Annotated in this window: 24 protein-coding genes; all 24 read left to right on the forward strand. The window is 72.2% G+C overall.

Translation table 11 applies throughout. From position 1 onward, the window contains the following. The first annotated feature begins 43 nt into the window (after positions 1 to 43). Positions 44 to 994: a mucin-2 gene (locus ACQEU8_RS35545; protein WP_433108531.1), complete on the forward strand. Its 951-nt coding sequence runs from the start codon at positions 44 to 46 to the stop codon at positions 992 to 994. Beyond that, entirely contained in the window at positions 991 to 1,665 is a 675-nt protein-coding gene (locus tag ACQEU8_RS35550) for a zinc finger domain-containing protein (RefSeq protein WP_433108533.1), read from the forward strand. Before ACQEU8_RS35545 ends, ACQEU8_RS35550 begins: the two co-directional genes overlap by 4 nt. Further along, positions 1,662 to 2,141, forward strand: coding sequence for a hypothetical protein (locus tag ACQEU8_RS35555; RefSeq protein WP_433108535.1), 480 nt, complete (start codon positions 1,662 to 1,664; stop codon positions 2,139 to 2,141). Before ACQEU8_RS35550 ends, ACQEU8_RS35555 begins: the two co-directional genes overlap by 4 nt. Then, positions 2,138 to 2,332, forward strand: a complete 195-nt coding sequence (locus tag ACQEU8_RS35560; RefSeq protein ID WP_383130346.1) for a hypothetical protein — start codon at positions 2,138 to 2,140, stop codon at positions 2,330 to 2,332. Before ACQEU8_RS35555 ends, ACQEU8_RS35560 begins: the two co-directional genes overlap by 4 nt. A 131-nt stretch (positions 2,333 to 2,463) precedes the next feature. Beyond that, the gene (locus ACQEU8_RS35565; RefSeq protein WP_433108537.1) at positions 2,464 to 2,982 is read left to right on the forward strand and encodes an HNH endonuclease signature motif containing protein; all 519 of its coding nucleotides are present in this window, start codon (positions 2,464 to 2,466) and stop codon (positions 2,980 to 2,982) included. Continuing rightward, positions 2,982 to 3,473, forward strand: a complete 492-nt coding sequence (locus ACQEU8_RS35570; RefSeq protein WP_433108539.1) for a single-stranded DNA-binding protein — start codon at positions 2,982 to 2,984, stop codon at positions 3,471 to 3,473. The genes ACQEU8_RS35565 and ACQEU8_RS35570 overlap by 1 nt, the downstream gene beginning before the upstream one ends. Positions 3,474 to 3,559: 86 nt before the next feature. Then, positions 3,560 to 4,381: a hypothetical protein gene (locus ACQEU8_RS35575; RefSeq protein ID WP_433108541.1), complete on the forward strand. Its 822-nt coding sequence runs from the start codon at positions 3,560 to 3,562 to the stop codon at positions 4,379 to 4,381. After that, on the forward strand, positions 4,381 to 4,857 hold the full coding sequence (locus ACQEU8_RS35580; protein WP_433108543.1) for a hypothetical protein: 477 nt from the start codon (positions 4,381 to 4,383) through the stop codon (positions 4,855 to 4,857). The genes ACQEU8_RS35575 and ACQEU8_RS35580 overlap by 1 nt, the downstream gene beginning before the upstream one ends. After that, a complete protein-coding gene (locus ACQEU8_RS35585) occupies positions 4,854 to 5,390 on the forward strand; it encodes a hypothetical protein (RefSeq protein ID WP_433108545.1) in 537 nt (178 codons plus the stop codon). The genes ACQEU8_RS35580 and ACQEU8_RS35585 overlap by 4 nt, the downstream gene beginning before the upstream one ends. Further along, positions 5,387 to 5,635 (forward strand): hypothetical protein, encoded by a 249-nt coding sequence (locus ACQEU8_RS35590; RefSeq protein ID WP_433108547.1) that lies wholly within the window; start codon positions 5,387 to 5,389, stop codon positions 5,633 to 5,635. The genes ACQEU8_RS35585 and ACQEU8_RS35590 overlap by 4 nt, the downstream gene beginning before the upstream one ends. 10 nt (positions 5,636 to 5,645) lie before the next feature. Beyond that, the gene (locus tag ACQEU8_RS35595; protein WP_433108549.1) at positions 5,646 to 6,473 is read left to right on the forward strand and encodes a hypothetical protein; all 828 of its coding nucleotides are present in this window, start codon (positions 5,646 to 5,648) and stop codon (positions 6,471 to 6,473) included. 183 nt (positions 6,474 to 6,656) lie between these two features. Then, the gene (locus ACQEU8_RS35600) at positions 6,657 to 8,306 is read left to right on the forward strand and encodes a hypothetical protein (protein WP_433108551.1); all 1,650 of its coding nucleotides are present in this window, start codon (positions 6,657 to 6,659) and stop codon (positions 8,304 to 8,306) included. Between the two features lie 59 nt (positions 8,307 to 8,365). Next, the gene (locus ACQEU8_RS35605; RefSeq protein ID WP_433108553.1) at positions 8,366 to 9,136 is read left to right on the forward strand and encodes a hypothetical protein; all 771 of its coding nucleotides are present in this window, start codon (positions 8,366 to 8,368) and stop codon (positions 9,134 to 9,136) included. A gap of 84 nt (positions 9,137 to 9,220) precedes the next feature. After that, positions 9,221 to 9,583: a hypothetical protein gene (locus ACQEU8_RS35610; protein WP_433108555.1), complete on the forward strand. Its 363-nt coding sequence runs from the start codon at positions 9,221 to 9,223 to the stop codon at positions 9,581 to 9,583. A 43-nt stretch (positions 9,584 to 9,626) separates the two neighbouring features. After that, entirely contained in the window at positions 9,627 to 10,049 is a 423-nt protein-coding gene (locus ACQEU8_RS35615; protein ID WP_433108557.1) for a hypothetical protein, read from the forward strand. Between the two features lie 90 nt (positions 10,050 to 10,139). Continuing rightward, the gene (locus ACQEU8_RS35620) at positions 10,140 to 10,457 is read left to right on the forward strand and encodes a hypothetical protein (protein ID WP_433108559.1); all 318 of its coding nucleotides are present in this window, start codon (positions 10,140 to 10,142) and stop codon (positions 10,455 to 10,457) included. A gap of 130 nt (positions 10,458 to 10,587) precedes the next feature. Then, entirely contained in the window at positions 10,588 to 11,100 is a 513-nt protein-coding gene (locus ACQEU8_RS35625; RefSeq protein WP_433108561.1) for a helix-turn-helix domain-containing protein, read from the forward strand. 13 nt (positions 11,101 to 11,113) lie between these two features. Continuing rightward, positions 11,114 to 12,385: a PBSX family phage terminase large subunit gene (locus ACQEU8_RS35630; protein ID WP_433108564.1), complete on the forward strand. Its 1,272-nt coding sequence runs from the start codon at positions 11,114 to 11,116 to the stop codon at positions 12,383 to 12,385. 11 nt (positions 12,386 to 12,396) lie between these two features. Further along, entirely contained in the window at positions 12,397 to 12,576 is a 180-nt protein-coding gene (locus ACQEU8_RS35635) for a hypothetical protein (protein ID WP_433102060.1), read from the forward strand. Further along, positions 12,563 to 14,047, forward strand: a complete 1,485-nt coding sequence (locus ACQEU8_RS35640; protein WP_433102058.1) for a phage portal protein — start codon at positions 12,563 to 12,565, stop codon at positions 14,045 to 14,047. The genes ACQEU8_RS35635 and ACQEU8_RS35640 overlap by 14 nt, the downstream gene beginning before the upstream one ends. A 240-nt stretch (positions 14,048 to 14,287) precedes the next feature. Beyond that, positions 14,288 to 16,495: a phage minor capsid protein gene (locus tag ACQEU8_RS35645; protein ID WP_433102056.1), complete on the forward strand. Its 2,208-nt coding sequence runs from the start codon at positions 14,288 to 14,290 to the stop codon at positions 16,493 to 16,495. 5 nt (positions 16,496 to 16,500) lie between these two features. Beyond that, positions 16,501 to 16,671, forward strand: a complete 171-nt coding sequence (locus ACQEU8_RS35650) for an Rmf/CrpP fold protein (RefSeq protein WP_382930531.1) — start codon at positions 16,501 to 16,503, stop codon at positions 16,669 to 16,671. A gap of 106 nt (positions 16,672 to 16,777) precedes the next feature. After that, entirely contained in the window at positions 16,778 to 17,470 is a 693-nt protein-coding gene (locus tag ACQEU8_RS35655; protein ID WP_433102054.1) for a hypothetical protein, read from the forward strand. A gap of 66 nt (positions 17,471 to 17,536) precedes the next feature. Beyond that, positions 17,537 to 18,160 (forward strand): phage head protein (locus ACQEU8_RS35660; RefSeq protein ID WP_433108566.1); only part of this gene is annotated, 624 nt, incomplete at its 3' end.

Here is an 18,160-nt window from a genome sequence, read left to right on the forward strand (position 1 = left end):
CCGCGCCCCTCGCCCCCGGCGCCCCCAGACAGGAGCACCCCCCTTGCCTTGGTTCAAGGTTGACGACACTGCGCACGCGCACCCCAAGCTGCTCAAGGCCGGTAACGCCGCCCTCGGCCTTTGGATGCGCGTCGGTGCCTACTGCGCCCAGCACCTCACAGAAGGCGCCGTACCGGGCGTCGTCGCCCAGCTCTACGGCACCGCCCCGCAGGCCCGGAAGCTGGTCACCGCCGGCCTCTGGCACGAGCACGGCCACACCTGCCCGCGCTGCCCGCAGCCAGCCCCCGGCGACTACCAGATGCACGACTTTTTGACCTACAACCCGACGCGCGAGAAGACCGAGCAGAAGCGCGCCGCCGCCGCCGAGCGCCAGCAGCGAGCCCGCGAGAGATCCGCCGAGCAGCGGAACCAAGAGCGTAATCCGCCGGATTCGTCGGCGAATCGTCCGCGAATCGACGACGATTCGTCGGGCGAAAATCGCGAACCGTCCGCGAATCAGATCGAGTTTCCGGACGACATTGCAGGTCAGAAGGAGTCGTCACACCGTGACGGTACGGGCCCGTCACGGTCCCCCCGACCCGACCCGACCCGACCCCTTGTACTTCCTTCGGAAGTACAACAGCAGCAGCACGCGCGCGAGCGGTCCGGGCTGGTACCCGAACTGCACCCGCTCGCCGACGCCCTCGCCGCCGCAGGGTGCGGCGTGCGCTGGTCGCTCGGACTCGGCGAACAGCGCGACGTGCACCAGCTGGTGAAGACACACGGCGCGGACGCCCTCGCCGAGGTCGTCACCCGCCGAACCGCCCCGGGCGACGACCCGAAACCAGCCCGCTACTGGCTCAAGGTCTGGGCCGACCCGCGTACCTGGCAGACCGCGCCCGGCGCCGATGTGATCCCCCTCGACCGCGGCGCCCGCCCCTCCACCACAGATCAGCGCGTCGCCGCAGGAATGGACCTCGCCGCCCGCCTCCGCGCCCAGGAGGCTGCCCAGTGACCCCCGCCGACGCCGCCGAGCTGCTGACCCTCGCCGCCGCGTTCGACCGGCGCACCGTCGGCGAGGCCGACGCCCGCGCGTGGGCTGCCGCACTGCACGCGATGCCGCTCGATCAGGACGCCCGCGACGCCGTCGGCCGGCACTACGCCGAAACCGACCGATGGCTCACCCCTGCGCACGTTCGGGCCCAGCGCGCGAAGATCCGGGCCGAGCGTGTCGAGCGGGCGAACGTCGTTGACGACGGCCACCCGGATGAGACACCCGTGCAGTACCTCGCTCGCCGTCGCGCCCTCACGCGCGCCGTGGCCGACGGGCGTATCGCCCCGCAGACCGCGACGCAGGCCGTCGGCCGCGCCCCAGGTACCGCGCCGCCCGCGCTGACGGGCGGTCCCGCGCCGGAGGTTGCCGAACGTCTGGCCGCCATCGGCCGCAGCATTCCGGCCGAGGCCGCCGCCCAGCTCGCCCCGTACCGGCCCGTTCGCGCCGAACGCGAGTCCCTTGCCGCTCACGGACAGCCCGACCCGCTCGACGTGCCGTGCGGCTACTGCCGGGCCCGTGTCGGCCAACCGTGCCGCATGGGCAAGAACCGCGCCAAGCAGCGCACTACCCCGCACCCCTCCCGCCTCGACGACGCCCTCGCCGTCCACACCACTCGCCAGGAGGCATCGTGAACCGCCGCAAGCACCCCGAGCGTCCGCACCGCCGCAAGCCCACCAGTGGCGACCGCACCCGAAACAGCAAACTGTTCCGCGTCGAGGCCAGTTGGGACTCCCGTCCCAACCGCCCGGCGATCCGAACCACTCCCGACCGTGCCGCCGCCCGCCGCCTGGCCGACACGTTCGCCCAGCAGGGCGCGTACGTCATCGTGCAGGCCGCCCGCGGGTTCGAGTGGCGGACCCTGTACGAACTCGACGGGCCCGCGCTGCTCGCCGAGCGGCAGGCCGCCGAGCAGGCCGCCGCCGAGGCAGCCGAACGCGCCCGCCAGGAGGCCGAGCAGCGCGCCCAGCAGGCCGCGGCCGAGCAGCGCCGCCAGCACCGCCTCGCCGCCGAAGCCAGCACCCATGCCCGCGCGCTCATGCAGCCGCCTGCCATCGTCCGGCCCGAACACCGCCAGCGTGCCCGCCACATCACCGGGGCGCAGCGATGACCGCCCCCGCCGCCCTCGCCGTCATCCGCGCCGCGCTTGAGGACACGACCACCCTCGAACTGCTCAACCGCCCCGGCGCAGCCTCCCAGCGCATCGCACACGCGCTCGAATCCGCCGGGTGGACCATCGAGCCGACCAGCCCCCCGAGCGGCCCGCAGACGGCCACACAGCCGACCACCACCGCCGCATAGCCCCCCAGCAGGGGCGCCCCCACAGCAACCCCCAAGGGGCGCCCCTCCGTGATACGTTCCACGCACGAGCGAAACAGCATCGCTCACGCACGACACATCCAGCCGGCCCCGAACATCCGGAGGTGCACGCGATGGCTCGCCCGACACCCGCCGAGCGGTTCGAGCAAAACGTCGACCGCGGCGGCCCCACGCCACTCGTACGCGACGTGCACGGCCGGTGCTGGATCTGGACCGGCGCCACCAACGAGAAGGGCTACGGCACGTTTTGGGCCGACGGCCGCACCGTCAAGGCCCACCGGTACGCCGTAGAACTCGCCGACGGCCAGCCGGTACCCAACGGCCTCGACGTCGACCACCAGTGCCGCAACCGCGCATGCGTCCGTCGCTCACACCTCCGCGCCATCACCCACCGCGAAAACGTGCTCGCCAGCTCGAACCACGTCGCCCGCCGCGCCGCCGTACGCGCCTGCCCGGCCGGCCACGCCTACGACGCGGCGAACACCTACCGCGCCCCGAACGGCACCCGGAAGTGCCGCGCCTGCAAGCGCGAGAAGGCCCGCGCCGCCCGCGCCGCAGCCCGCGAGCAGCAACTCGCCACCGTCGCACCCATTCGCACCCGCACCACCAACCCCGAGAGGCAGGCCGCCTGATGTCCGGCGAGACCACGATCACCGTCATTGGCAACGTCGTTGCCGACCCCGAGCTTCGCTTCACGCCGTCCGGCGCCGCGGTCGCGAACTTCCGCATCGCCAGCACCCCGCGCCACTACGACAAGCAGTCGAACGAGTGGAAAGACGGCGAGCCGCTGTTCCTTGGCGTCTCCGCATGGCGCCAGCTCGGCGAGAACGTCGCCGAGTCCATCCAGAAGGGCGCCCGCGTCGTTGTCGTCGGCCGACTCCAGCAGCGCCAGTACGAAGACCGCGAGGGCAACAAGCGGTCGTCCTACGAGATCACCGCCGAGGAAGTCGCCCCGAGCCTGCGCAATGCCACCGCCGCAGTCACCAAGACCACCGGCCAGCGCCAGAACGCACCGCAGCAGGGAAGCGGCTGGAACCAGCAGCAGAGCGGATACGGCGCCCCGCAGGGCGACCCCTGGGCCAACCAGCAGCCCCGCGGATACAGCGACGAGCCCCCGTTCTAACCCACCGCCACCGGGCGCCGAGTCCGGACGCAGCCCGCGCCGCGCGCGCGACCCCCTCGACTCCACCGAGATAGGAGCACCGCCTCATGGCACGCACTCGCACGTTCACCCGGGAACAGCTCGACACTCTCGGCTTGCCCGACGATCTCGCCACCGAGACCACTGCCGCAGACTTTCCCGAGGCCGCCGTCGAATTGCACCGCGAGCAGGTCGACACCCGCCGATGGGTGTCCGTGCACGAGCTGGTGTTCCGCGCCCCCGACGACGGCAAGGCGTACCGCGTTACCTACGAGCAGGGCCTCACGGAGCACCAGGACGACACCGACGCGTGGGACTACGCCCGCACGGTCGAGGCGGTCGAGGTCGAGCAGTACGAGCGCAGCGTCCCCGCGTGGCGCCCCGTCGAGGAGCACCAGGAGCAGCCGCCCGCCTGCGGTCGAGCCGCCGCCACAGGGAAGCCGTGCCCCGACCACGCCGAGACCGGCCTCGCGTTCGTCGACGGCCGCGACGCCCTCGCGTACGTCATCATCCGGCCCGCGGGCGAGACCGACGACGCCGAACACATCACCGTCGACGCAGCGGCACGCGGCATGTCCAAGGCCGCGACCGCCTACGCGCTTCGCAGCATCGCCGACCAGTTCGACGCCGCCGCCTCGGCCGAGGGCGACGAGCCGATCCCCTACCCGGCCAGCGAGCAGCCGACCGGCCAGAAGTTCCCATGCGGCATCGCCGTGTTCTGCGACCAGTGCGGCATCACGCACCGCGGCGACTACATAGTCACCGACCAGATGACCAAGGGCGACCGCCTCGAAGTCGCCCGCGACCACCTACGCCGCAACGAGGGCTGGTCGTGCACTGCTGACGGCGACTTCTGCCCCGGCTGCAAGAAGACCGCGAGGGCCCACTGATGGCCCGCAACATCGGAGCCGACGGCCGCACCGTGTACCGCGCCGTCCTCACTCTCACCGGCCGCTCGGGCGAGCAGTGGACCGAGTACGAGGGCCCCTACAGCAAGGCCGGCCACGCCCGCGGGCGCCTGTCCTTCTGGCGCAGCTACATGCGCCGCTCAGGAGGCGACGCCACGGGCCACGTCGAGCAGGCACACACCGTGTGGGCCCCCGTCGACCAGCCGGACGCACAGCGCACCGCCGAGGCATCATCGGGAAACCCCCTGCTGCGGCTGGTCGAGCTGTACGAGGAGACCGGCACGCCTCGCCACCTCGCCCCGGGCTACGCCGCCGAGCTGTTCGCCGCCCTCGCACGCGAGCTCGCCGACGCACTGCCCGAAGGCCCCGACCGCGCGAGCATCCTCGCCCGCGCCGCCCGCCTCGACGCGCGCGGCGAGCAGGTCCTCGGCCCCAAAGAGACCCCGGAGCAGCAGTGACAGCGCTCACCGCAGAGGAGCGGCAGGCCCGCCGCGACAGCCTGCTCGTGCTCCTCTCCCGCGCACAGCGAGGAGTCCTCACGCCCAGCGAGGCCGGACTACTCCGCGCCCACGTCGAGACCGAGCTCCGCGCCGCCGACCGCGCCGTACAGCGCGCCGTCGACGCCGAGGAACAGCTCAGGGCCTACCGCGCCGTGACCGCACAGCGCTCGGAGTGGCAGCAGCGCGCCGAGCAGGCCGAGGCCGCCGTCGACCGCGTACGCGAGACCGCACGACGCCACGGCCCCACCCTCACCGCCGACGAGATCGAGCACGCCATCGACGACGAGCCGTGCAGCAACCCCGATTGCGAGCACCTACGCGGCTGGCACACCGACAGTCACGGCTGCATCAGCCGCGGAGGCGCGTGCCCCTGCCGTGGATTTGAGCCACCCGCCGCGCCCTGCTGCTGCGGGGAGCCCAGCACCCCAGACGTGACCCACCGCACCGACGGCCCGTGCCACGTCGACGAGACCCCGGAGTCGCGCCCATGACCGAGCAGCCCTCGCCGCCCCGCGTCGACCCCGAGGCCGTGCGCGTCGCCGTCGAGCAGATGCGCGCCGTCATGCGCGCCTACGTCGAGGCCATCACGCCCGCCCTGCACGCCGCCGCCCGCGCCGCCGAGACCGCCCGCACCGCCCGGCGCGACGACTACGCCCTCGCCCCGCCGCCCGCCACCCCGCGCGACCGCCCCGCCTGGCAGTCCCCACACGGACCCGCCCACACCCGCCGCAAGTAGGGAGCAGCCCATGACGACCGCCCTTGACACCAGCGCCCCGGCCCGCCGGGCCGCCGTCGACCTCGCCGCCATACGCGAGCAGTGGGGCGACCTGCTGCTCGCGGTCGAGCGCCCCCCGGCCGCCGAGTGGCCGCCCCGCGAGCAGAAAGGTTTCCTCCACCAGCTCGCCGCCCGCGACGCCGAGCTCGACCAGGTGCCGGCCACTGCCACGATCGGCCGTGCCCCGCTCGTACTCCGCGAGCACCCCGCGCCCGTGAATCTCGACGCCCTCGACGCCACCCTCGCTGTCGAACGCGATCTGTTCGACCTCGCCGACCAGATCGCCGAGCAGGTGCAGCGCCCCGTACGCCGCACTCCGAAACCGACCGGCCCCGGCCGCACGGTGGCCGTCGTCGACGGAGCCGACCGCAACGACCCCGCCCGCTGGCACTACGCCTCAGCCACCGATCCCGGCTCCCGGGCGTACGGGCTGCACTGGGCCGCCGTCTGGATCGAGGGCCGCGCACTCGACGAGCCGTCGGGCGACCTGTTCGCCCCGATGCCGCTGCGCCTGCTCGATGAGGCCGCCGCCGTGGCGCGCCGCTGCCGCGAGCGGGTCGAGCGGGCCCTCGGCCGCGACGGACGCACGACCACCCTTGACCGGCCGTGCCCGTGGTGCGGTGGCGAGCTGACCGGCCGCACGCAAGCGGGAGGTACGCCCATGGTCACGTGCGCGACGGGCGAGGCGTGCGGGGCGCCCGTGCTGCTCGACTTCCGGCGCCGGCGCGTGTGGCGTGGCGCCGAGCTGGTCGGCCTGTACGCCGCCCTCGACGCCGCCGACCGCCGCGCCGAGGAGTAGCAGGTACAGGTACCAACAGGCCACGGGGGCGCCGACGTTGCCCGGCACCCCCTTGTCGTGAAGTCGCTTGTGTAGCCACTTGTCAAGCGACTCCACAAGTGCCTACAGTGGGGCTCCCCCGCCGGACTCCACCCGGCGGCGCCGGACTCCACCCGGCACCCACAACCCAAGGGAGCAACCCCCATGGCAACGAAGTTCGTCGCCCACCACGACGGCCAGACCTTCACCCGCACCAGCAAGACCCGCACCTACACACACGTAGTCATCGCCGCAAGCACCACCGGCAACGGCACCTTCGCCTACCGCTGGTCCGGCAGCGAGGTCAACGCCCGCAAGGGCGCCAGCGAGGCCGAAAAGCGGGGATTCAAGGTCGCCGCCGTGATCCCCTGCGCCCCGGAGGGCCAGGAGCAGGAAGCATCCGAGCGGACCGACGACACCCCCCGGACCGGCCGCACGGTCACGATCCCCGGCGCACTCGCCGACCACCTCGCCGCCCAGTACATCGGCGACGACGAGACCGCCGCAGCCCTCGACGCCGCCCGCCGCGGGCGCGGCCGGACGCTAGTCATCGAGCCCACCAGCACCCGCCCACTGCACATCATCAGCCGCCACGCCGAGCACATCCTCAGCATTCGGGGCGCCTACAGCCGCGCCCAGATCGCCGCCGCCCGTCTGTGGATCAAGCGCGCTGGTCACGCCCCAGCAATCCTCACGCACCGGTTCGAGACCACCGGCAAGGCGTACGACGCCTCGCAGAACCGCGACGACATCCGCGACGGCGACGTGCTGGTCATCGAGTCCGAGCAGGTCGTCGCGATCCTGTACCGCGCGTGGCCCGCCGCCGTCACCACCGAGCGCGGCGAACTGCACAGCGTCGACGGCGACCCGCGCACCCTTGACGACGGGAAGTACACCGCGAGCGTCGAGGCGGCCGAGCGCATCGCCCGCGAGCACGGGTACGCCCTCCCCGCCGACCGCCAGCCCGACCCCGTCGAGGCCCCGGTCATCGTGCGGGCCGACGAGGTGCGCCCCGGCGACACCGTACTCGCCTGCTTCGGCGATGATCTCACCGCCGACACCGCCACCGAGCCACACGCCCTGTACCACGCCGAGCCCTACACCGCCGCCCCCGCGCCGTACAACCCGGCATGCGGCTGCACCGCGTGCGCCATCTACAAGGACCACGAGGGCCCGATCGTGAACCTCGCTATCGACACCCCATGGGAGACCTGCGACCCGGCGCCCGCTGAGGCTCCCACCCTCATCCGCCGGGCCACGGTCGACACCGAACTCGCCGACACGGTCGCCGCCGTTGAGCAGGCCGACGCCGCAGCGGGCACGTGGCGCGGCGAGTGGATCGGCGAGCAGCAGGCCGACGACGCGCTGTTCACCGTCGAGCAGGACGCCGAACAGGGAGCGCTGTTCGCCCCGGGCGTCCGCACCGAGCAGGCCGCCGAGCGCCGCGTCGTCGAGGGCGTCATCGTCGAGCACGACGGCACCGCCGAGGGCAGTCTCCCGGCCGACTCCACCCACCCGAACGTGCGCGCCGCACGCGCCGCCCTCGACGGACTCAAGGCCGCCCGACTCACGGACCACCACGACGTGACCGAGCCGACCGAGGCCGAGACCGACGTACGCGGATACATGGTCGACCCCCGCGAAGGCGACCGCGTCGCGGTCTACTGGCTGGAGGGAGGCCGGATCATCCGCCGCGACCAGATGCCGCACGGCCCGGCCCTCGACTGCCTTGCCGACCGCTTGCGCCGCCGCGGCTGGACTGTCGAGACGATGCTCCGCAGCTCGCAGTGCGTCTTCGCCCACCGGCCCCAGTAGCCACCCACCGGCCCGCCCCGCCCGGGGCGGGCCTCGCCCATCGACAGGAGCAGCACCGCATGGACACCAACGACCAGCCGACCGGCCCGGACGCATCCGAGCACCCAGCCACGGAACCCGAGCAGCGCGCCGAAGCCGAGCGCTACCTCGCCGCCCGCGGGTTGCTCCCCGAGGACCGGCCGGCCAGCGCCGCCCACAACCGGCGCAGGTACGAGCGGATCGCCGCCCAGCTCAACGCCGAAGGCATCCCCGTGGAGACCTCCCCCAGCGCTCAACTGATGGCCCGCATGTACGCCCTGTTCGACGAGTACGAGCGTAAGACGGTGGCAGCGCGCGCCCTGGCAGGCGACCCCAACCCGACCGACGCCGACCCCCTCGAATACGTCAAGGACATCGCAGCCGCCTACAGCGCCGACGCCGCCGACACCCTCGACGACTACCTCGACCGCCTCGCCGATCAGCTCACCCTCGACGACGTGCGGTCGCTCCGCCTCGCCGGGGAAGCCGCCCAAGCCGTCACGCCCCGCGTGGTCATGGCCGAGGCGGACCGCGGCATGAAGCCGGCGCGGATCGCCGACGAGCTCGGCCTCACGCAGTCACGCGTGTACCAAATTCTCCGCGAGGAGCGACAGAAGCGCGTCAAGGAGCTGTGCGAGTACGCCGTCAAGGCCGAGGCGGACGCAGGGGGCGACCCGCGCAAAACTCTCGCCCGCTACTCCGCTGCGCTCGGAGACGTGCCCGAGCAGGACCGCGAGGCCGTCGAGCAGTACCTCGAAACGCTGCGCGGGGCGGTCGCCAGGCACCAGGCGCAGCAGGACGACAGCAAGTAGAGAGCCCGAAATCAGCGCGGGCCCGCACACGGTGACTCCACCACCGGACGGGCCCGACTCACCACACCGGGAGCAACCCCCGCCATGGCTGACACCAACCCTAACCGCCGCCGCACCGCCACCCCGCCCGCCGTCGGCCGCGCCGTCTCCGTCCGCGTGCTCGACGAGGACATGCGCGACGACCTCGCCGTACTCATGCGCGCCCACGGCAACGCGGCCGACCCCGTGCGCCTGGCCGTGCACCTGCTCGCCAACGCCTACCGCCGCGCATGGGACCACCAGGAGGCGCCCGGCGGCACCGCGCCCCACATCATCGGCGTGCGCTACGCACTGTCCGACGGGACGCCCGAACAGGTGCCCAACCCGGCGCACACCGCCTACCCCCGCGTCGCCGAGACGCCAGCACGGCAGGCGCTCACACACCCGCAGAAACCGCGCAACGCGTGAAGCGCCCGCCCTACGCTGACCACCACCGAGAGGAGCACCAGCCATGGGAGCGATCCAGCAGCCCACCCCAGAGATGGGCCCGTACAGCACCGAGGTACGACGCGAGTCCTTCTACCTCAACCGCGCCAACAACGACGCACACGGAGTCGTCCACCGCGTCGACCGGTACGCCGTCACCCTGCCCAGCGCCGACCGGGCCGCCCTGCTCGCCACCCTCGCCCAAGTGACCGGTCACCGGGCATGGCAGGAGTGGCAGAAGTCCAATCCCGCGCCCCTCGACCCCGAGTGGCTGCTCCCGCCGGACGGGTCCGCACCGACACCCCCCGGAGAGTGGACCGTCGAGCGCGACAACGACACGATCACTCTCCGGGGCCCGTGGCTCGTGCACGCCGACCACGAGTACATGAACACCGAGATCGCGTACGAGAGCGTTACCGCACTGCGCGCCGCCCTCGAACACCAGTAGCCGCACCCGCCGTTCCCCTCCCAGCCCGTACAACCATCAGGCACACCAGAAAGTCACATCACACACACGCGGTCGTCACGGGAGGGGACCATGCCCAGAATCAAGCAGCGCCGGAAAATGGGGTGGGTGGCCATCGGCTTCCACTGGACGATGATGCTCTTCACCGTCGGCCTGTGGACACCGATCTTCCTTGCCGCACGTCGACGCCGTCTCACAGTCATGGACGTACCCCCCGGATACTCCGGTCCCGTGCCCGGCGCCCAGGGCGCGCCCGGCTACTACGCCCCGCCAGCCGGGCCGGCACCCGCACCGCCTCAGCAGTACGCACAGCCGCAGCAGCCGTACGCGTGGGGCCAGCCCCAGCAGCAGGCCCCGTACCCCGGCCAGCAGCCGCCCCCGCGCTACTGACCTTGCAGGCCGTTATCGGACTGTGATCTAATCGGGCCGTCTCCGGCATGCCCGGAAACAGACACCAGCGCCCCGCCACACCCCCGAGTGGCGGGGCGTTTCGCATGCCCGCGCGAGGAGGTGACCACCCATGCCGCGCCCAATCACAGACGACGACCGCGAGCAGGTGCGCCGCCTCCACGCGCAGGGCAAGGCGCGCAACGAGATCGCCCGCGAGCTGAAACGTTCCCCCTCGACCGTGTCGAAGATCGCCCGCGAGCTCGACCTCACATTCGACCGCGGACCCGAGGTCATCGCCGCCACCGAGGCACGCCGCATCGACCTCGCCGCCCGCCGCGCCCAGCTCGCCGAAACGCTGCACCAGGACGCCGAACGACTCCGCGCCCAACTGTGGGAGCCGTCCACCTACGGCGAGTTCGCCGGCCGCGATGGCGAATGGCACGAGGTGCACCTCGACAAACCGCGATTCGCCGACCAACGGCAGATCATCGCCGCGACCGGCACCGCCATCCAGCAGTCACTCAAGTTGGCCCCCGCCGAGGGAGGCGAGGGAGCCGACCAGGTGCGCAGCATGCTCGGCGCGCTCGGCGAGGCACTGACCCGCGCAGCCGATGACGACGCGGACGACGGGGGCGCCGAGTAGGAGGTGAGCCGCAGTGCTCGACCTCGACTCTCTGCCCCTGTCTCGTAAGCAGTTGCGCAGCATCGGGCAGGCCCGCGCCCGCATCAACCTCTGGCACGGCAGCGTGCGCAGCGGCAAGACCATCGCGAGCCTGCTCGCATTCGTGATCGCCGTCGCCACCGCCGGCCCGTCCGGGCTCATCATCATCTGTGGCCGGTCGCTCCAGACGATCGAACGCAACTGCCTCGACCCCCTGCAAGACGTGGCACTCTTCGGGCCGCTCGCCCGGCACGTGCAGCACACCCGCGGCGCCACCACTGCCACCATCCTCGGCCGCACCGTCCACCTGATCGGCGCGGCAGACGCCCGCGCCGAGGGCAGGCTCAGAGGGTTGACGGCGCAACTCGCGTACGTCGACGAGGCCACCCTCATGCCCGAGGGCTTTTGGACGCAGCTACTCGCCCGGCTCTCCGTACCCGGGGCGAGGCTGTACGCGACCACGAACCCGGACTCGCCCCGCCACTGGCTCAAGACCGGCTACCTCGACCGGTCGCACGAGCTCGACATGCGCGCGTGGCACTTCAAGCTGCGCGACAACCCGAGCTTGTCCCGCGCCTACGTCGACGCGCTCGCCGCCGAGTACGTCGGCCTCTGGCGACGCCGCATGATCGACGGCGCATGGGTCGTCGCCGAGGGCGCCATCTACGACATGTGGGACGAGGGACAGCACGTCGTCGACGAGCTGCCGCAGATGCGCCGCTACTGGGCCGGCACCGACTACGGCACCACGAACGCGTTTGCCGCGCTGCTGCTCGGCGAGGGCGTCGACGGCCGCCTATACGTGTGTAGCGAGTGGCGGCACGACTCCCGCCGCGTGCACCGGCAGATGACCGACGCCCAGTACAGCGCCGCCGTGCGAAACTGGCTCGCCACGTGGCGTCATCCGGACGCGGCCCCCGACGCGCCTGCGGGCGTGACGCCCGAGTGGACGTTCATCGACCCCAGCGCCGCGAGCTTCATCACGCAGATGTGGGCCGACGGCTTCCCGGGTATCGCCCGCGCGCAGAACGACGTGACCGACGGCATCCGGTCCGTGGCCGCACTGCTCGCGTCCGGCCGCCTGCTCGTACACCGCTCCTGTGAGGGCCTGCTCGGTGAGATGGCCGGCTACTGCTGGGACCCCGCCGCCACCGAAAAGGGCGAGGACAAGCCGCTCAAGGTGGACGACCACTCATGCGACGCGCTGCGGTACGCCCTCCACTCCACCGCTCACGAATGGCGGCACCTGCTCAGCCTCGCCGCGTAAGGAGCCGCCCCATGGCCGCAACCGCACCACTCACCCTCCCCATACGACTCACCGTCGGCGACCACACGGTCGACGCGGGAGAGCTCACCCTCGAACCCGGCGAGCCCCTGCGCCCCGCAGTCGCCGGATTCCTCCGCGCCGCCGCCGACATCCTCAACGACCAGGAGGTGACCCCGGATGCCACTCCCTGAGACCGGCGCCCCGTGGCCGCCCCCGCAGTGGGCAGAGGTGTACCGCGAGATCGCCCTCGACGACGCCTGGTACTCCGGTGACCGGCGCCGTCTCGCCCGCATCTACGAGCCCCACCCGCGCCCGGCCGAGCGTCGCCGCCTGTGGGGCCGCAAGTCCCTCGACCACCACCCGCGCCGAGACAACCGGCTGCACGTTCCCCTGCCCGGCGATATCGCCAGCACGTCAGCCGACCTGCTGTTCGCCGACATGCCCGCAATCACCGTCACAGATACCAACACGCAAGCGCGGCTCGATGTGCTGCTCGACGAGGGCCGCGTACAGCAGACGCTCATCTCTGGCGCCGAGCAGGCCGCCGCGCTCAGCAGCGTCTACCTGCGCGCAACGTGGGACCGCGAGCTGGTCGACCGGCCGATACTCGACGTGGTGCAACCCGACGCAGCCCTGCCCGAGTTTCGATATGGGATGCTGCGCGCCGTCACGTTCTGGCGCGAGCTCACGACCGACGACGCGCACACCGTGCTGCGCCACTTCGAGCGGCATGAGCCGGGCCGCATCACGCACGCGCTGTACGAGGGCACCGCCGACACCGTCGGCCGGCCCGTGCCGCTCACGGAGCACCCGGACACGGCCGAGCTGGTCGACAGCCTCGACACCGACGGCGACGGGCAGTCCATCAGCACCGGCATTCGCAACCTCACGGCCGCTTACGTGCCGAACATGCTGCCCAACCGCAGGCACCGCGGCGCCCCGCTCGGGCGCAGCGACTACGCCGCGCCGATCTACGACCAGTTCGCCAGCCTCGACGAGACGTGGTCGAGCTGGATGCGCGACATCAGGCTCGCCCGCGCCCGGCTGATCGTTCCGGACGGCTACCTGCGCGACAACGGCCCCGGAGAAGGCGCGAGCTTCGACGAGGACCGCGAAGTGTGGACGAGTCTGCGCATGCCCCCGACCGAGGGCAACGGCATCACGCTCGCTCAGTTCGAGATCCGCGTCGAGGAGCACCAGCGCACCGCCGAAGCGCTCATGCGGCAGGCCGCCCAGTCCGCCGGCTACAGCGCCCAGTCCTTCGGCCTCGATGGCGGCGGGCAGCCCATCACCGCGACGGAGTCGGACAGTCGGGACGCCCGGAGCATGGTGACCCGGAAGAAGAAGGCCGGGTACGTCAGGCATCCGTTGGCCGACATGCTGCACGTCATGTTGCAGCTCGACGCGGTGCAGTTCGGGCAGCGCATCACCCCCGAACGCCCCAACGTCGAGTTCGGAGACGGTGTCGCCGAGTCCGAGCAGCAGACCGCCACAACGCTCGACCTGCTCAACCGTGCAGGCGCTGTCTCCACCAAGACCAAGGTCAAGGTGCTGCATCCGGAGTGGGACGACAGCGATGTACAGGCCGAGGTCGACGCGATCCTCGCCGAGACCGGCGCGGGCGCGCCCGACCCCGTCGGAAACTTCCCCATGGCCGCGTGATCGGTCAGACGTACTGACCCGACCCGAGAGGGACACCAGGGCAGGCACCGCCCGCCCAGAACTTACGGGCCATGCGGCACTGCGTGCAGACCCGCCCGTACCCGTCGGCCGGCCGTTGCCAGTCATGCGGCCGGCCCGGCACGGGCGCGTCGTAGTCACCCCCGATGTGCCGGCGAGCGCGTTCGACGTTGGGATACGGGCGATAGGCCATGGCCCCATCATCACGCGAGGGGGTGACAGATGCCCATTCACCCCGGCATGGTCGAAGACCTCGCCGCCGGCACGCGCGACCTGTACGCCGGGGCCGAGGAACGCCTACTCGGCATCATCGCTCGGCAGCTCGCCGCCGGCCTCGACGCCCCAGGGTGGGCCGAGCGCAAGCTCGCCGCCATTGCCCAGCTGCGCCGCGCCTCACAGGGCGTGGTCGATGAACTGGGCAAGGCCGTGACCCTTGAGGTTTTCGACGTGGTCGCCGAGGCGTACAACACGGGGCACCGCGCCGCGGTCGCCGAACTGGGCGCCCTGTCCGACGACGCCCGCGCCCTGGTCGACGACGTGACCCCGAACGCTCAGGCCGTCGACCGCCTCGCACAGGAAGCGGTCGACGTGGTGACCTCGACGCACCGCTCGATTCTGCGGGCAGTCGTCGACCGGTTCCGGGCGATCGTCGCCGAGGTCACCGCCACGCCCCTACTGGGCACCGGCACCCGTCGACAGGCCACACAGGACGCCATGCGCCGGTTCGCCGACGAGGGAATCCGGGCGTTCGTCGACAAGGCCGGCCGCCGATGGCAGCTCACCAGCTACGCGGAAATGGCCGTCCGTACGTCCGTTGCGCGCGCCGCGACAGAGGCCCACATGCGGACCCTGTCCGACGCCGGTATCGACCTGGTCATCGTCTCGGACGCGCCGCGCGAGTGCCCTCTCTGCCGCCCGTGGGAGGGCCGCGTACTGGCCATCAACGGACCGACCGGCAAGCGCACGGTCGAGCACGCCATCGAGGACGGGCGCATGGTGCCCGTGAAGGTGGCCGGAGCGCTCGACGAGGCGCGCCTCGCAGGCTTGCAGCATCCCAACTGCCGCCACAGCGTGAGCGCGTACGCGCCCGGTATCACGCGCACCGAGCAGGCCGTCAGCGACCCGAGCGGCTACGAGGCCGGGCAGCGTCAGCGCGAGATCGAGCGGCACATCCGCAAATACAAGCGCCGCGCCGCCGCAGCCGTCACCCCGGAAGCGAAGAAGGCCGCCGAGGCGAAGGTCAGACAGTGGCAGGGCGCCATGCGCAACCACCTCACCGCGCACCCCGACTTGCGCCGCCTGCGGCGCCGCGAGCAGCCCGGCGCCTCGAACCTCCCGCCGAAGCGAACCGAAGCCACGGCCGAGCAGGTCGAAGCCGCCCGCTTGTGGTCGGGCGACGAGCAGAGCGCGCGGGAAATGAGCGACGACCAGCTCGCCGCCGCAGCACGCTCGAACCTGCTCGACGAGCGGGCCCTCGCCCGCGTCGAGGCCGAGTCCGACCGACGCGACCGCGAGGAACTGCTCGCCCGCACCCGCGCCGCCCTGGCCGACGGTGACCTCGCCGCGCTCAGCGACGAAGAGCTCGCCCGCGCGTACGGGCACCTGTCCGACGCCGACGCGTTGCGCGTCATGACGGAGATGGACCAGCGCGACCGCGCCGCCAGCCTCCCCGGCGTCCGGCCCGAACTGGTCGGACTGTCCGACGCGCAGCTGGCCGCCCGCGCCCGCAACGCCGACCCGGCAACGCTGGCGCTGCTCGCCGCCGAGGCCGCCCGACGCGACGCCCTCGCCCGGTTGTTTCCCGGCGGACACCTGCTCGCCGAGCTGGTCGACGTGTCCGACGATGAGCTCGCATGGTGTATGCAGTACGCCACCGCCGACGAGCTCGCCCGCATCGCCGCCGAGATGGACCGCCGCGACGGCGTGCCGCTCCCGGCCCCGTCGGACACGTCCGACGCGGTCGCCGACCTGCTCGCCAACCGTGACGCACTCGCCGAAGTCATGGCGCCCGCGCCCGGCCCGGATGAGTGGGGTGCGTGGGCGTCCGACGCCGAGCCGTCCACGTCCGACAGCACAACGCATGACGCGTCGGACACGTCCGACGACGAGCAGGAGGAGCGGCGTATCACGCGCCGTGAGGCGCGGGAGCTGTACGACGAGTACGTGTACGCGCAGTACCTCGCGGCCGAGGAAGATTGCCGCGGCTACCTGCTGAACAAGCGCGCCGAGATGGCTGGCGTCGACCCGATCAGTCTGTTCAGCGGTCCCGCGCGCATCGCCTACGCGCGCGCGTCCGACGAACTCAAGGCATGGTGGGCTGAGCACGGCCGTATGACGCAGGCCGAGTTCATCGAGCAGGCCACCGGCATACGGTCGGCAGCCGCCGAGCGGGCTCGGCAGAATGAGGCCGAACACCAGCAGCGGAGGTAGCGCCGATGGGTACGCGTGAGGACATCGTCCGGGCCGTGACCGCCGGCCGAGAGGCAGGCCGCCGCGGCGACCGCCCGACCGCCTGCCCACACCCCCGTGACTCCCTGCTGCGCACCGCATGGATTCGCGGCTACGCCGAGACCCGGCCGCTCGCCACGCGCGACCGCGCCGAGTAGTACCACCCCTGACAGCACGACCCCGAGGGCCCGCCAGGTGCGGGCCCTCACTGCTATGACCACACGCCCGCCAGGAGCGGGCCCACCAGCCCCAGGAGGGCACCCCATGAGCGACGACAACGGCACCCCCGGCGGCCAGCAGCAGGGCGCACCGGCAGGCGAGGGCGGGCAGGACCCGACCGGCACCGCGCCGAAGCCGACCCCGCCCGCGGCACCGCCAACCGGGGAGGGACAGCAGCAGGGCGAGGACACCGCCGCGCAGATCGCACGGCTTGAGACCGAGCTCGCTGACGCCCGCAAAGAGGCCGGTAAGACCCGCGTCACGGCGAAGCAGAAAGCTGCCGACGACGCACGCGCCGAGCTCACACAGCAGCTGCTCGGCATCCTCGACCCGTCCAAGGCCGGAGAGCAGGCCACCCCGGAGGAACTGACGCAGCAGCTCACTGCCGCGCAGGAACAGGCCCGACAGACCGCCGTCGAGCTCGCCGTCTACCGCACCGCGCGGGAGGCCGGGGGCGACCCCGATGCGCTGCTCGACAGCCGATCATTCGCCGCCGCTGTCGCCGAGCTCGACCCGACCGACACCGCCGCCGTTAAGGCCGCGGTCGAGGCCGCGGTGACAGCGAATCCGAAGCTCGCCGTCCAGCAGCCCGCAGGGCCGCCGCGCTCCGGTGCCGAGTTCTCCGGGCCCCCGTCGCAGGGGGTCACCGCCCAGCAGTTCGCCGCCATGGACTACGCCCAGCGTGCCGAGCTGTACCAGTCCGACCCCGACACATACCGGCGCCTGGCCGGTTCCTGACCCCGGCGCCCACCGCCGGGCATCCCCAACCGCCCGGCACCGCGCCGGAGAGAAGGAGCACCCGTCATGGCCGAGACCAAGGCCGCGAACCTGATCGTTCCCGAGGTGTGGGCCGACATGGCGCAGGCGAAGTTCGCCGGCGCCGTGCGCGTCGGTGGCTCGTCCGCCGTCATGGTCGACAGCACGCTCGTCGGCCAGCCCGGCGACAGCATCAACTTCCCCAAGTGGGGGGCGCTCGGCGAGCTCGACGAGCTGACCGAGGCCGTCGCCATGTCCACCGCCGTCATGGGGCAGACCAGCAGCAAGGCCACCATCAAGGAGGCCGGCAAGGCCGTCGAGATCAGCGACAACGCCATGCTGAACGCGCTCGGCGACCCCCGGTCGGAGGCGCAGCGGCAGTTCGGCATCCTCGCCGCCCGGAAGGTCGACGCGGACCTCATCGGGCAGGCTGCGGCCGACGAGACCGCCCAGGGCGGCGGCAACCCCTACCGGTACACCGCCACCGAGACCGCCCTTTCATGGGGCGTGATCAACCACGCCGCCGCCCTGTTCGGTGACGAGTTCGACCCGTCCGAGTTCGCCGGACTGTTCATCAACTCCGCGCAGCGCACGCAGGTGTGGGACGACGCGCAGTTCACCGACGCCGCCAAGCTGGGGACCTCGATCCCGGTCACCACGGGCACGATCGGC

It is taken from the genome of Streptomyces sp. CA-250714 (assembly GCF_050936705.1).
Classification (GTDB): Bacteria; Actinomycetota; Actinomycetes; order Streptomycetales; family Streptomycetaceae; genus Streptomyces.